Raw genomic sequence first — 13,531 nt, forward strand, 5'->3', positions numbered from 1 at the left:
TAATATACGGGATTAAAAAAATCGGTGCCTGACATCACGGGGAAAAGCGTTATTGAGATTAAACCTGTTGGCTTACTTCTTTTTGCCAGGATATAAAGAAAACCCGCCATTCGGCGAGTTCTGCTTTTAATGGTTATTCAGATAGTGCTTCATCCAGATTTTTTTTGGTTATTTTCCAGTGGGAAGCGTTCCAGACAGGCTGCCCATTTGAAAAAAGAATTGCTTGCGGGGACTCATGCTTGATCCCGTAAGTTTCGGCAATGTGATTGGATAGCGGACGGGCTTCCTGGACAATCAGCATCCAGGCCGGAACTTTTTCGCCACCTGCAAACTCGCCGTATTCCTCAAAAGCCTCATGTGAAATCGGGCAAGTACTGCTATGTTTCAGTATCATGACTTTTGGTTCCTTTTGAACGATTTCCTCAAATTGTTCAATTGATTCAAGAGTATTGATCATTATGAGATTCCCCTTCTCTTTGTTTTCCTTCATGCAAAACGGTGAAGCAATAGTATCACTTCACCGCCCTGCTTATCAAGTGATCAGCTTTGAGCTGTTACCCGTTGTATTTGTTTTCTTCTTCGTCCAGCTCTTCCTTGACTTCCTCCAGTTTTTCACGGACTTCAGCATCATCTGCCAAGGTCAATTCCTCAAAAGGCTTATTGGATGTTTCAAGCGCAATATACTCTGTCTCTACAGCTGGTTCTTCAGTTGCATTGACAGAATCTCCAGTTGAATCATTTCCCTTGATTTTACCCATAAGATTGGTTGATTGCTGAGTGACTGCCTGGGTTAAGGAAGAGGTTTTTTCCTTTGTCAGGTTGGTTAATTCGCCGGTCTTTTCCACGACTGTATCTTTCATCTGGACTGTTCTGTCTTTCAGTGCGGTAGCCTGGCCTGTTACTGTTTCCCTAAGTTCACGCCCGGATTTTGGTGCGAGGAATAAAGCTGCCGCCGCACCAATCAGTCCGCCGATTACGGCACCTGTGATGAAATCCTTTGATGTAAGGTTCTTTTCTTCATAATCCTTCAATTCATTGTCCCTGCCTGCCATTTTACAAATCCTCCCTTATTATTAATTCCCGCGGTCTGTGCGGGGTTCAAGCAACTCTCGCTGGACTGAAGTAGTAGCTGCTGCCTGTTTCCTGGCTTTCCATTTGTCCTTTAATTCAAGAAGCACATTGCTCCACTGAACCACTTGTGAAATCTTGTCCTTATTTTGGTCAATTTGCCTGTCAACCGATCCAACAATGGTCTGGACCGACTGATTGAATTTATTGACGGATGTCCCAACGTTTTTAACTGCTTCAACAACAGTATTGAGGCTTTCGGACTTTTTATGGATATCATCCGCAAGCGCATTTGTTTTATGCAGCAGTACTGCTGTCTCCTTGGTGACTCCGTCAAGCTGGCGTTCAAGCCCCACGAGTGTCTTTGAAACACTCTCAAGAGTGATTTGGAGCGATTTTAATGTCTTTGATAAATAGATTACAAGGACAAAAAATGCTATAGCGATAACCGCTACACTCAAATAAAGGATAATTTCCATCTGTTTCACACCTCCGTTAATCTACAATTACTTTTACCCATACCAAAAAACCATAAACAGCTGGTTATATTATTATTTCCCTAAAACTAATTTTTTTCCTTCAAAGAAACAAAAGTTTTTAATCTTCAAACCAAATTTTAAACTTTCCACCACTTTTCGGTTAAACTAGAATTTGGAATAGTAAAAGCAAAAGCGCCCGCGCCACAGGTCGAAAATGGTCTGTCCAAGGGAATTATTCTATTTTTATTATTTGGAGGTAAAGACAATGAAAGACCCAAGAATTGAAACACTCGCCAGGAACTTAATCAATTATTCCGTCCGCCTGCAAAAAGGTGAAAAGGTATTGATTGAAAACTTTGGCCTTCAACGCGAGCTTGTAACAGCACTTGTAAAAGAAGCATATGCAGCGGGAGGATACCCGTTTGTTCTTCTAAAGGATCACCAGGTTGACCGCGCGCTGCTGATGGGCGCACAGGAAGAAAACTTCGGTATGATTGCAGACTTTGAAGCAGCGGTCATGAAGGAAATGGATGCATACATAGGCTTGCGTTCGGGCGATAACATTAGTGAACACGCTGATGTTCCGGACGAAAAAATGAAAATTCACGGCAATACGATTGGCAAGAAAGTCCATCGGGAAATCAGGGTCCCGAAAACAAAGTGGGTCGTCCTTCGATATCCGACTTCTTCCATGGCCCAGCTTGCAAAAATGAGTACAGAAGCTTTCGAGGACTTCTATTTCAACGTATGTAATCTGGATTACAGCAAAATGGATAAAGCAATGGACAGTCTGGTCGAGCTGATGAATAAAACCGATAAAGTCCGTTTGACGGGGCCTGGAACAGACCTGACATTCTCAATTAAAGATATTCCTGCCATTAAGTGTGCTGGCCAGATGAATATTCCTGATGGCGAGGTTTATACCGCGCCGGTACGTGACTCGGTAAATGGCGTTATTACTTATAATACACCATCTCCATATCAGGGCTTTACGTTTGAAAATGTTAAACTCACGTTTAAAGATGGCAAGATTGTTGAAGCTGCTTCCAACGACACCGAGCGCATCAACAAGATTTTTGATACGGATGAAGGTGCACGATATGTTGGCGAATTCGCTATAGGCGTTAACCCGTATATCCAAAATCCAATGCAGGATATCCTGTTTGATGAAAAAATTGATGGAAGCTTCCATTTTACACCTGGACAAAGCTATGAGGACGCCTATAATGGAAATCACTCCAATATCCATTGGGACATGGTAAACATTCAGCGCCCGGAATACGGCGGCGGTGAAATCTACTTTGACGATGTGCTGATTCGCAAGGATGGCCGCTTTGTGCTGCCTGAACTAGAGGTTCTGAATCCGGAAAATCTAAAATAAAGTGAAACTGCTATCAGTGGGGAATTTTTATCCCCCACTGAATTTTACTGCCCGTTAATGCGGGATAAAGCATACAAAAAGGATGCAGGGAAAGCCCGCATCCTTTTTTCGCTTTTTCAATACTTAAGTTCTTTTAGGCAGTATACGCTTTTTCATAGGCGTCCTGGAATTTCTGGATATCTCCTGCACCCATGAAGATAATCACGCCGTCTTCATGGCCCTGGAGGACTTCAGTTCGTTCTTCAGTCAGTACCTCGGCACCGCCAATTTTATTTTCCAAGTCTTTTATCGAAAGCTTGCCATGGTTTTCCCGGGCAGACCCGAAAATATCACATAAATATACTTTATCAGCCAGACTCAGGCTGTCTGCGAATTCCTGGAGAAACGCCTGGGTTCTAGTAAAAGTATGAGGCTGGAATACAGCGACTATTTCCCTGTCAGGGAATTTTTGCCTGGCTGCATCAATGGTTGCCCTTATTTCTGTAGGATGATGAGCGTAATCATCAATCACAATCTGGCTGCCAAGCTTCTTCTCTGTGAATCTTCGCTTAACACCTTCGAACGTTTTCAACTGATCCTTGACCTTATTGACATCGATTCCCTCATAATGGCATAGTGCAATAACTGAAAGAGAGTTCAAAATATTATGGTCGCCGTACGAAGGAATTGAGAATGTCTCAAAAAAGGTGTTACGGACAAACACATCGAAAGTTGTTCCCTCCGGGCTTTTTACGATATTGCGAGCCTGGAAATCATTATCTTCCCCAAAACCATAAAAGACGACCGGTACTTTCGCCTGTATTTTTTGCAATTGTTCATCATCGCCACAGGCAATGATGCCTTTGTTAACCTGCACAGCCATTTCCTGAAATGCAGAAAAAACATCTTCAATATTTGCAAAATAATCAGGATGATCAAAATCAATATTGGTCATGATTGCATAATCAGGATAGTACGAGAGAAAATGCCTTCTATACTCACAGGCTTCAAAAACAAAATAAGAAGCATCCTGTTCCCCCTTGCCTGTACCATCGCCAATCAGGTAGGAAGTAGGCTCTGCCCCTTTCATGACGTGAGCAAGCAGGCCGGTTGTTGATGTTTTCCCATGGGCGCCGGTGACTCCAACACTGATGAACTTCTTCATGAATTCACCCAGGAAACGGTGATAGCGAATCACCTCGTTGCCCTGCCTCACTGCTTCCATTATTTCTTCATGCGTATCGGGAAACGCATTCCCGGCAATGACAACCATTCCAGGTTTAATATTTTCTTTTTGAAAAGGAAGGATCTTTATTCCTGATTCCTCAAGGGCCTGCTGAGTAAAAAACCTCTTTTCGACATCAGAGCCCTGCACTTCATAATTCATATCATGGAGAACTTGTGCAAGAGCACTCATTCCGGACCCCTTGATACCTACAAAATGGTAAATAGTCATATAAAGAACCTCCACCAAACATCTTCTGTTACACAGTATATGACACCTAAAATTAATTGCTAATTGGAAAAAAATCCAACTGTCTTCCACATATGACAATGTATTTTTGAATTATAACACGTTTGACGGGTAAACACTAATGAACGAACGCTCTAAAGCAATACAGCAATGCAAGCAATATTTACTCTTTATATCCCATCTAGTACTCTAAGTATTTACCCAGAACCGTAAACAATACTACAAAAAAACCAATTTTTGTTAAACCAGCACCTCTGCCTAGCGGCGCCCCAAGTCATGGAGCGTTTCAAGTTCAGTCTCCGTAATCAGTACGTCCCTTGGCTTGGACCCTCTGGCCCCTGATATATATCCTGCCTCTTCCATCATATCAATCAAACGGGCGGCCCGGTTATAGCCAACCTTGAACCTTCTTTGCAGGCTGGATGTTGATGCTCCTCCCTGCCCAACCACGAATTCACATGCTTCAAGAAACAATTCATCTTCTTCCTCGGTAACCTGTGCCTTCTTTAATAATTCTTCCTGTTCGAATAAATAATTCGGGCTCCTTTGCCCTCTAGTAAAAGAAGCAACCTTATCAATCTCATCATCCGTAACAAATGTGCCTTGGAGCCGGACTGGCTTTGAGGATCCATTTTCCAGGAACAGCATATCCCCGCGTCCAAGCAGCTTTTCAGCTCCGCCAATATCAATAATCGTTCTCGAATCAACTTGCGAAGAGACGGAGAAAGCAATACGTGTCGGGACATTTGCCTTAATTAGGCCGGTGATGACATCGACCGATGGCCTTTGTGTGGCTATGATTAAATGGATGCCGCACGCCCTCGCCTTTTGGGCAATCCGGCAAATCGCCTCTTCGACATCTGCTGGCGACATCATCATCAAATCCGCCAACTCATCAATGACAATAACAATGAATGGCAGCTTTTCAGCATAGCGTTTTGTTTGCATGGCAAGGTCATTGTAGCGAGTGATTTCTCTGACACCAGCATGCGCAAACAATTCATAGCGCCTTTCCATCTCTTCGACAGCCCATTTTAGAGCTGCAGTAGCAGCCTTAACATCGGTAATGACGGGACTGACAAGATGGGGAATTCGATTGTAAGGAGCCAATTCTACCATCTTAGGGTCAATCAGCAATAATTTCAAATCATCCGGGCTAGCCTTATAAAGAAGGCTGACCAGAAGTGAATTAATGCAGACACTTTTCCCTGATCCGGTGGCTCCGGCTATTAATCCGTGCGGCATTTTCTTCAAATCAGTAACAATCGGATTTCCGGAAATATCAAGACCCAATACTGCCGTCAACGGGGAGTCTTTCTCCATAAAAGTATTGCTGTCGATAATTTCCCTGATCATGACAGGCCGGGATTTTGGGTTCGGCACTTCAATCCCAATGGTATGCTTGCCTGGGATTGGAGCCTCGATCCGTATATCTCGTGCAGCCAGGCTTAATTTAATATCATCCGATAGATTGGTTACTTTATTTACTTTTACCCCTGGGTCTGGGTGGACTTCAAATCTAGTCACCGACGGTCCTTGCGTTACATTGACAACCGATGCTCCGACATTGAAATTGTGAAGTGTCTGCTCAAGCATTTCTCTTCGTGATTCAAGCCAGGCCGGATCCTCCTCTTCATGGATGGGAGGGTCGAGAAGATCAATGTCTGGAAAACGATAGGCCATATTGTCCGAAATCTCTGTCATTCCATCTTCTTGTAAATCCTGTTTGACTGAGTTATCTGATATAAGTTTACTCTCCGCTATCGGCGCGCTATCAGCCTGTTTGACGGAAGTATCTGCCAGAATCTTACCTTCTTGTTTAACCGGAGTACTACCACTACTCTTACTCTCTTGTTTCACTTGGTTCTCAGTAGGAGCCGGTTTTGAAGGATCTTTTCTAAAAAGGGGATTAAAAACTGGTTTTTGCTGCTGTCCCAGTTTTTCTCTATCCTGCTTGAGCATCAAAACATTAAATGGCAAATGGGACCGTCTTTTAGGGCGTTCTGTATCTTTCTTTTGAGTCTCAGTTTCAATGCTGGCTACTTCTTGTTTCTCTTCAGGAAGTAAATCCACTACTATAGGTTTCAGTTCATGTTCCTGATTTTGTGGGGGTAAGAAGCCAGACTGTCGTTCCCCTGGCAGCTCGGCATCTTCAATTATCAATTCTGCCTTCTGGGCCGCTTCTATTACATTTGGGGTTACGGATTCAGCTTCCTTCTCCTGAACTTCGTCTGTGCCATTTGGCAGGCTTTGAACCTCTTCTATTTCCTGAGCAATTTCTAAAACAGTTGGGGTTACAGCTTCAACTTCTATCTCCTGGACTGCGTCAGTACCAGTGGGCAGACTTTGAACCTCTTCTGTTTCCTGGGTCATTTCTAAATTAGTTGCGGTTGCTGCTGGAGCTTCCTTCTTCAGGACTGAGGAGGCGCCTGTTAACAGGCTTTGAACCTCTTCGGGTTCCTGGACCATTTCTAAAACAGTTGGGGTTGCTTCTGGAGCCCCCGTATCCAGGGCTGCGAAGGCGCCTGTTGGCAGGCTTTGAACCTCTTCTGCCTCCTGGACCAATTCTAAATCATATACTGTTATTGCTGAAGTCTCCCACTCTGCGGCTGCTTCCTCTTCAAATTCTACTGTTTGAACAGGCTCATCTGCATCTAGATTTTCGGTTTCGTCACTGTTCTCAATTTTTAGTTCCTCGATATTATCGTGAATGTTCTCATTGCTACCATTTGAAACAAGTTTTTCAACAACATTTACGGCTGGATGACTAACCGGATCCTCTGTAAAGATGTGATCTTTAACTGCTTCAAACTCAACCGACTGATCCATTTCATCATCTACAACGGATTCCCCATTTTCTGAATGGGACTCCATAACAGAAACAGTTTCCAAAGCGACTTCAGTACTATCATGATGAGCTTGAGCCAGGAATTCGACTTCATCCGCCGTAAGAAATCCGTTCAGTTCATACTCAATCGGCTCTCCTTTTTTAGAACGTGAATATCCAAACACAGGTGATGGTATTTCCGTAGGAGTGAACGGCCTAACCTTTTTGGCGGGACGTTCCTTGGAGACAGGCTCTATTTTCGTTTCCTTGACAGGTTTTTGCACAATTGGATGTTGTTTTTGGACAGGCCGTTCTGTCTTTCTGCTTGAATTTTGGTCTGGTATCAATGGGAAACGGAAGTTCCCTTTTGGGTACTCATACGCAACTCGAGCGATAGTTTCTTTATTCCTTCCATAATTGGAAGAGTCCTGGTTTTTATGTATAGTATCGTCCTGAGCGTCCTCTTCCTGGCTTCCCTGGAACATGCTGTACAAACTTTTTAATAAACTCAAATCAATCACTCTTTCTCGGCATTCTTCTTTATCATTTTAACAGGATTCCGAAAAAGTTCGACAATATTTATCGAATTATAGCGAAAAACAATCCGATTCAGACTTTTGACCTACAGTGGCCCTGAGAGAATTCGGCAGTAAAATTCACATGGCCCTACTTTTGAGACCGATTTTTTCCAAGGATAAAGATTGGTTCAAGTTCCCCGTTCTCAAATAAAAAGGAAAGAGCAGTGACAGGAGTCTTGCCTGCAGCAAAAAAGCCCATTGCCATTTGTGCAAGTACATCATAGCCTGTATCATTCCGTATATCCGCAATTATAAGTACATCCTGATGCGGAACCGCCAATGCCATTGTTCCGGCAATTTTCGTCTGCATTTCAACGAGAAATCCCTTATTCAAGATTCGGCTGGCATCGTATCCATCATTTGTATTTATAAAATAAAAGATGTTGCCTGCCACTTTGTCCTCCTTCAAAGGTATCGGAAGTGAGCGGACATTGAACATGGCCACTTCCCTGATTTGGCCAGGATCCCATCCTTCTTTTTGTAAAAGCCTTTTATCTATAAGCCTATAGGTATTTCCCATATCGTATGCATAATAAATTCTCGTTTCCGCGGTATGCTCATCGAAAAGGAACGGGTTTCCTTCCTCTGGCTCTGTTGGGAAGGATGCCGATCGAATGATAGGAAAAACCTTCTTCATCTCTCCCTCAATAGGCCTCTCTCCAGCCATTGCCTCCAGGCCTTCCTCTATGTAATAAATCGCTTCTTCAATTGCCGCTTCTTTCCGTTCATGCCATTTAGCCACAATTCCGCCAATCGATACGGTAATCCCTTTACCGCTCGCTTCATGCTCAATCCTCAAATCCTCTTTATCTCTGTCGTATATAAACTTCCTGCCAGGCTTAGCGAGCCTTTCCTCAAAAATTTTGCGCATTTTCCTGCTGTCCATCTTCAATTTACAAAACCTCCATCCAATATTCTTTTCCTATTAAATTCCACTAAATGTATATAATTCTGGTAATTAACGAAAAAAAATCCATCTCGTGCAGAGATGGAAGATTGTCCATTAACGAAGGCCAGTCATAAAACCTGTAATTTCCTCTGGGGTTTTCCTGTCCTTGCTCACAAAACGTCCAAGTTCCTTACCGTTTTCATATCCAATAAAGCTTGGGATACCGTATACATCAAGCTGTTGGCATAGATCAATGAATTTATCCCGATCAACATGGACAAATGTAAAATCCTTAAACTGCCCTTCAATATCAGGCATAACCGGCTCGATTACCCGGCAATCCGGGCACCAGTCAGCAGAAAACATAAAAACATGTTTGCCTGTGTTCTTTAGTTCTTCAAATTGTTCCATAGATTCCAGGTGTATCATCATTATTCCTCCTGTTTGCCACATGTCTTTCGTTACATCCATCATAACAAGGCTGGGCTGGTTGGTCTAATTAAACGCCCGCCATGTACTGAACAATATTTTTCCCCAATATAAGTGCCAGCAAACCTTAGATTTTTCCGGCATAACATGAAAGAGGCATCATTGCTGAATGATTGAAATTTGCAAAGCCGGCCAAATTTCCCATAAAAAAGAATGGCCCAAAGTTTTAGGCCATCCCTGTTTCACTTTTTATTCAATTCGACTGAATTAGCAATCCGCATCATCTCTCTGGCTTCATCATCCAAGCTTCCGGTTTTTGTTTCCGTAGACACCTTCACTCCACCAATTCCGGTTGTCAGTGAATTGAGCCCTTCTTCCAGCTGTTTGATCAAAAGATATCCAAATTTTCCTTCGCCATTAAACTCTTCATTGACATCTGGATTATTGTATTGGGCAGTTGTCGCTTCATAAACGACTCTACTTTCTTTATTCTCATGCGGATTATAAAATAGGATATACGTCTTTGCGCCATTTTTTAAAATGATATTGTTTGGCTTCACGTCCTCAACTTCAAACCCAAAAGGCAAATAAAATGCAATCTCTTCTGTTTCCTGATTCGTCTCTTCCTTTTTTTCCTCAAAAGAAGTTTTCGCTTCCGTAATGGCTTTCTTACTTTCTTCTTCAAAGGAAGGTCCTCCGCAGGCACCTAGAACCAACGACACCGTCAAGAGTAAAAGCGTACTGAGTATTCTTTTCATCTCTTTTTCCCTCCCGGCAGGACCCGCCAATTCGGATTTTGCCTTAATAGGAAAAAGTCGAATTTTGCACTCCAGCCGACAAATTATGATTCCTCTTTATCATACTCCCATTGATTCTGAGTGACAAGCCTTCCTTTTCGATGTCTTTAATACCTTTTTTAGACATTTGGATTCGGATACTTTTCAACTAATCGGGACAAAATCCGCTTAAATCTGTAATACAGAAAAATAACAGGACAAACTAATACTAAAACCAAAAGCGAACACAAGTCCAATCCACAGGAATTTTAAGAGGTTTTGTAACTACCCTTTCTATAAGAATATTGCCCGTATAACAGCTTGACTATGTGAGTAAACATAGCGGCCCTGTCTACTTGACCATTACTGAAAATTCCAACCGCTCCTTCATTTTTCCGGATATTTCTCTTTTTCGTATACTCGTCCATAACAGGGCCTAGCTCTTTCCCTGCCAGCAGCTTTCCTGCCACCTCGTCGGGAAGCAGGAGTCTCGCTCCCCCGGCAACAAGAGGCGGCTGGCCTTGCTCTGCCAGGGCACCCCAATTGCAAAGGAAAAGTCCATACTTTGTCATCTGCACCCCTCCCTCAAGCCCAATCCCTATGTCGCCTTGCTCAAATGCTTGAGTCGCTCTATTGATAGCACCTTCAATTGTTTCCTCATCCGAAAAAGGCTGGGGGGAAACACCGGAAGGGACGTTCAATTGTACAAATTCTACATCTCCGAATTCTTGAAACACATTTTGTACCGCTGATACCTTTGCGGGATTTTCTGATCCAATGATTACTCTCACATTCTCTCCTCCACTTTTAACTAAAGTTAAAAAACATCTATTGGTTCCATTTCGCATGATCTTTTTAGCCAAAATGTTATCAATACGCTTTATTGGTTACATTTCACATGCTGTTTGCAGGCAAAATGTTCCCAATACGATTCATTGGCTAGGTTTTACATGTTTTTAGAAGCCAAAACGTTCCTAATGTAATTTGGTTTTATTGCATTTCCTTAAACCTATACCAAAAGCCTTCACGGCCAAAGGCGGTGAAGGCTAGACTTGAATTAAAAGCCGGAAAAATCATTAACTATTTGATTTAATCGTTTCTACTGTCGTTTTGTCGAATGCCTTGACGAGCCGAACAAGCAGTTCTTTAGCGGCAGCATAATCATCCACATGCATAATCGATGCGTGTGTATGGATGTAACGCGCGCAAATCCCAATAACGGCGCTCGGAATACCTTCAAGGGAAGTATGGACCCGCCCAGCGTCGGTGCCTCCTGGGGAGACGAAGTATTGATACGGGATATTGTTAGTTTCTGCAGTATCGAGAATGAACTCTCTCATCCCGCGGTGGGTAACCATCGACCTGTCAAGAATCCTGAGAAGGGTGCCCTTGCCAAGCTGTCCAAACTCTTCCTTGTTGCCTGATGCATCATTGGCCGGGCTTGCATCAAGGGCAAGGAATAAATCCGGCTTAATCATGTTCGCAGCCGTCTGCGCACCGCGAAGGCCGACTTCTTCCTGAACAGTAGCCCCGGAATAAAGCGTGTTCGGAAGCTCCACGCCGCTGACTTCCTCCAGTAATTCGATTGCCAGCCCGCAGCCGTAGCGGTTATCCCAAGCTTTGGCCATGATTTTCTTTGGATTTGCCATTGGAGTAAACTCGCAGATTGGCAAAATCGCCTGGCCAGGCCGGATTCCAGCCTTTTCGGCATCTGCTTTATCATCTGCACCAATATCTATGAGCATGTTTTTTATTTCCATCGGCTTATTTCGCTTTGCATCATCGAGCAGATGTGGAGGGATTGAACCAATTACACCGATGACAGGGCCGTTATCCGTTATGATTTGGACACGCTGGGCAAGCAGTACCTGGCTCCACCATCCCCCGAGCGGCTGGAACCGCAGCATTCCATTTGGGGTAATGGCCGTGACCATGAAGCCGACTTCATCCATATGGCCGGCAACCATAATTTTCGGGTCTTCATCCTTGCCTTTTCTGACTCCGAAAATGCTGCCAAGGTTATCCTGAATGATTTCATCTGAGTTAGGAGCAAGGCGTTCCCTCATATACTTGCGGACTGCATGCTCGTTCCCCGGGGCACCTGGCAATTCTGTCAATGTTTTAAAAAGATCAAGTGTTTTTTCATTCATAAATGTCCGACTCCCTTCAAGCTATAGTGTTACCAGTTAAAAATCTGATTGCTTCTTAAATATGTATACAGGTAATAGTACAGAAATTTAACTCTAAATGCTACATCCTGCATTTTCGCATTAGGTTCTTTCACCATTCTACGATATACTTGAAATGATATTGACCCGAATTTTATTTCAAGGAGAGGCGATACGTATGAATTGGAAAGCTTTCTTGTTGGGAGCTGCAGCTGGAGCTGCCGCGGCATATGCTGTGAACGAAGCTATTTTGGAAAACAGGGATGTTTCAGCACAAAAGGTTCTATCGCATGCGAGAAACCAATTTAAGGCATCTGGCCCTATAAGCGGTTCATGGATTCATATGGAAGCACTGCCTTTTGAGAAAAATGGAATTGAATACCGGGTTTACCGCGGTGGCATTACAAGGCAGAATCCCAACAGCAGCGATACAGGAGAACAGTTTGAATTTGTTTCGGACGCCACTACCGGAACAATCCTTGAAGTAGTAAAACTATAATTTAGACAGAGTGAGACTGGCCCTGCAGCCAGTCTCACTTTTTACCCCTCATTTACGGGCTGTAAGACCCTCACCTCAAGAATCGTAGAAGCACAGGTAGCTTTCACTTTATCTTTCCCTCTTAATTTCACTGACTGCATTTCCATCAGCATCCCATTTCACCGCTCGATAAAAAGCGTCATGGTAGAAGGTAAACCAGGCTCCGTTTTCCTTTCCATGTTTAATCCATTTTTGCTTCGCTGGAATTGAATCCATTGGATAATCGTCATATGCCAAAACCCAGAGTGGATTGAGATGGGCATGAGTAGGCATGATATCGGCCATATGGATAGCGAGTTCGCCTCCATTTTCTATCAGAATAATCGAATGTCCATCACTGTGTCCGCCAGTATGGACCATTGTGAACGGGCCATGTTTCCATTCCTTCTCAAATGTCTCAACCTGGCCTTGGATTGCTTCCCAGTTCTCTTTCCAGTATGTATTCCTTGAGCGGACATTCGGCTCTTTCATTTCATTCCATTCAACCTTCGAGGTAATGATTTTTGCATTTGGGAAAGCGGATAAATAAGTTCCATCAGCGTCAACCTTTGTCAGCCCGCACGCATGGTCGAAATGAAGGTGTGTCATAAGGACATAGTCGATATCGCCAAAACCTAACCCAAATTCAGCCAGGTCTGATTCAAGCTGGGATTCCTCGGTTGCGCCATAGTTCCGTTTTTGCTTATCCGTCAGTTTGCCATTACCCATGCCGGATTCAATTAAGTAGTTTTTCCCTTCATATTGAATCAGGATTGGATCTGATCGCAGTTCAATCTGGTTCCTTTCATTGCATGGATATTTCTTTTCCCATAACGGTTTCGGAACGACCCCAAACATTGCTCCGCCATCCATATGGGTAACCCCGCCTTTTAACCAGGCAAGTTCAAGTTCACCAATTTTCAAGCGCTCCATTGTTTCCCCTCCTTATTGGACTGCCGGGAAAAT

General features: G+C 43.5%; 13 protein-coding genes. 2 read left to right on the top strand and 11 right to left on the bottom strand.

Features of this window, described 5'->3' with window-relative positions; genetic code table 11:
- Positions 1 to 133: 133 nt before the first annotated feature.
- From ytxJ to A8F94_RS06030, 3 genes are all read right to left on the bottom strand, one after another.
- Positions 134 to 457: a bacillithiol system redox-active protein YtxJ gene (gene ytxJ, locus A8F94_RS06020; RefSeq protein ID WP_066196951.1), complete on the bottom strand. Its 324-nt coding sequence runs from the start codon at positions 455 to 457 to the stop codon at positions 134 to 136.
- Positions 458 to 554: 97 nt separating this feature from the next.
- Positions 555 to 1,052: a YtxH domain-containing protein gene (locus A8F94_RS06025; protein ID WP_066196953.1), complete on the bottom strand. Its 498-nt coding sequence runs from the start codon at positions 1,050 to 1,052 to the stop codon at positions 555 to 557.
- Positions 1,053 to 1,073: 21 nt separating this feature from the next.
- Positions 1,074 to 1,547: a DUF948 domain-containing protein gene (locus A8F94_RS06030; protein ID WP_066196955.1), complete on the bottom strand. Its 474-nt coding sequence runs from the start codon at positions 1,545 to 1,547 to the stop codon at positions 1,074 to 1,076.
- A gap of 265 nt (positions 1,548 to 1,812) precedes the next feature.
- Here A8F94_RS06030 and A8F94_RS06035 point away from each other — a divergent pair, with 265 nt between their 5' ends.
- On the top strand, positions 1,813 to 2,928 hold the full coding sequence (locus tag A8F94_RS06035; RefSeq protein WP_066196957.1) for an aminopeptidase: 1,116 nt from the start codon (positions 1,813 to 1,815) through the stop codon (positions 2,926 to 2,928).
- A gap of 133 nt (positions 2,929 to 3,061) precedes the next feature.
- Here the strand turns inward: A8F94_RS06035 and murC are convergent, their stop codons facing one another.
- The 7 genes from murC to A8F94_RS06070 all read right to left on the bottom strand — a co-directional run bounded on the left by murC (position 3,062) and on the right by A8F94_RS06070 (position 12,030).
- Positions 3,062 to 4,363, bottom strand: a complete 1,302-nt coding sequence (gene murC, locus A8F94_RS06040; RefSeq protein ID WP_066196959.1) for a UDP-N-acetylmuramate--L-alanine ligase — start codon at positions 4,361 to 4,363, stop codon at positions 3,062 to 3,064.
- A gap of 276 nt (positions 4,364 to 4,639) precedes the next feature.
- Positions 4,640 to 7,720: a DNA translocase FtsK gene (locus A8F94_RS06045; RefSeq protein ID WP_175384358.1), complete on the bottom strand. Its 3,081-nt coding sequence runs from the start codon at positions 7,718 to 7,720 to the stop codon at positions 4,640 to 4,642.
- A gap of 154 nt (positions 7,721 to 7,874) precedes the next feature.
- Positions 7,875 to 8,672, bottom strand: a complete 798-nt coding sequence (locus A8F94_RS06050) for a DUF1444 domain-containing protein (RefSeq protein ID WP_066197313.1) — start codon at positions 8,670 to 8,672, stop codon at positions 7,875 to 7,877.
- A 117-nt stretch (positions 8,673 to 8,789) separates the two neighbouring features.
- Positions 8,790 to 9,104 (bottom strand): thioredoxin family protein, encoded by a 315-nt coding sequence (locus A8F94_RS06055; RefSeq protein WP_066196961.1) that lies wholly within the window; start codon positions 9,102 to 9,104, stop codon positions 8,790 to 8,792.
- 242 nt (positions 9,105 to 9,346) lie between these two features.
- A complete protein-coding gene (locus A8F94_RS06060; RefSeq protein WP_066196963.1) occupies positions 9,347 to 9,862 on the bottom strand; it encodes a hypothetical protein in 516 nt (171 codons plus the stop codon).
- A gap of 287 nt (positions 9,863 to 10,149) precedes the next feature.
- Positions 10,150 to 10,671 carry a DUF84 family protein gene (locus A8F94_RS06065; RefSeq protein WP_066196964.1) on the bottom strand — a complete coding sequence of 174 codons (522 nt, stop codon included), beginning with the start codon at positions 10,669 to 10,671 and terminating at the stop codon, positions 10,150 to 10,152.
- 285 nt (positions 10,672 to 10,956) lie between these two features.
- Positions 10,957 to 12,030, bottom strand: coding sequence for a M42 family metallopeptidase (locus A8F94_RS06070; RefSeq protein WP_066196966.1), 1,074 nt, complete (start codon positions 12,028 to 12,030; stop codon positions 10,957 to 10,959).
- 196 nt (positions 12,031 to 12,226) lie between these two features.
- On the opposite strand from A8F94_RS06070, the gene A8F94_RS06075 reads away from it, so the two are divergent.
- Positions 12,227 to 12,547, top strand: coding sequence for a peptidase M4 (locus A8F94_RS06075; RefSeq protein ID WP_066196968.1), 321 nt, complete (start codon positions 12,227 to 12,229; stop codon positions 12,545 to 12,547).
- A 108-nt stretch (positions 12,548 to 12,655) separates the two neighbouring features.
- On the opposite strand, the gene A8F94_RS06080 is transcribed toward A8F94_RS06075, so the two are convergent.
- On the bottom strand, positions 12,656 to 13,498 hold the full coding sequence (locus A8F94_RS06080) for a YtnP family quorum-quenching lactonase (RefSeq protein WP_066196970.1): 843 nt from the start codon (positions 13,496 to 13,498) through the stop codon (positions 12,656 to 12,658).
- Between the last annotated feature and the right edge of the window lie 33 nt (positions 13,499 to 13,531).

Origin of the sequence: Bacillus sp. FJAT-27225, assembly GCF_001685025.1 — a bacterium.
Classification (GTDB): Bacteria; Bacillota; Bacilli; order Bacillales; family Cytobacillaceae; genus Bacillus_D.

Coding starts and splice junctions, on each gene's coding strand:
- ytxJ (WP_066196951.1), bottom strand. CDS start 457: ATGATCAATACTCTTGAATCAATTGAACAATTTGAGGAAATCGTTCAA.
- A8F94_RS06025 (WP_066196953.1), bottom strand. CDS start 1,052: ATGGCAGGCAGGGACAATGAATTGAAGGATTATGAAGAAAAGAACCTT.
- A8F94_RS06030 (WP_066196955.1), bottom strand. CDS start 1,547: ATGGAAATTATCCTTTATTTGAGTGTAGCGGTTATCGCTATAGCATTT.
- A8F94_RS06035 (WP_066196957.1), top strand. CDS start 1,813: ATGAAAGACCCAAGAATTGAAACACTCGCCAGGAACTTAATCAATTAT.
- murC (WP_066196959.1), bottom strand. CDS start 4,363: ATGACTATTTACCATTTTGTAGGTATCAAGGGGTCCGGAATGAGTGCT.
- A8F94_RS06050 (WP_066197313.1), bottom strand. CDS start 8,672: ATGGACAGCAGGAAAATGCGCAAAATTTTTGAGGAAAGGCTCGCTAAG.
- A8F94_RS06055 (WP_066196961.1), bottom strand. CDS start 9,104: ATGATACACCTGGAATCTATGGAACAATTTGAAGAACTAAAGAACACA.
- A8F94_RS06060 (WP_066196963.1), bottom strand. CDS start 9,862: ATGAAAAGAATACTCAGTACGCTTTTACTCTTGACGGTGTCGTTGGTT.
- A8F94_RS06070 (WP_066196966.1), bottom strand. CDS start 12,030: ATGAATGAAAAAACACTTGATCTTTTTAAAACATTGACAGAATTGCCA.
- A8F94_RS06075 (WP_066196968.1), top strand. CDS start 12,227: ATGAATTGGAAAGCTTTCTTGTTGGGAGCTGCAGCTGGAGCTGCCGCG.
- A8F94_RS06080 (WP_066196970.1), bottom strand. CDS start 13,498: ATGGAGCGCTTGAAAATTGGTGAACTTGAACTTGCCTGGTTAAAAGGC.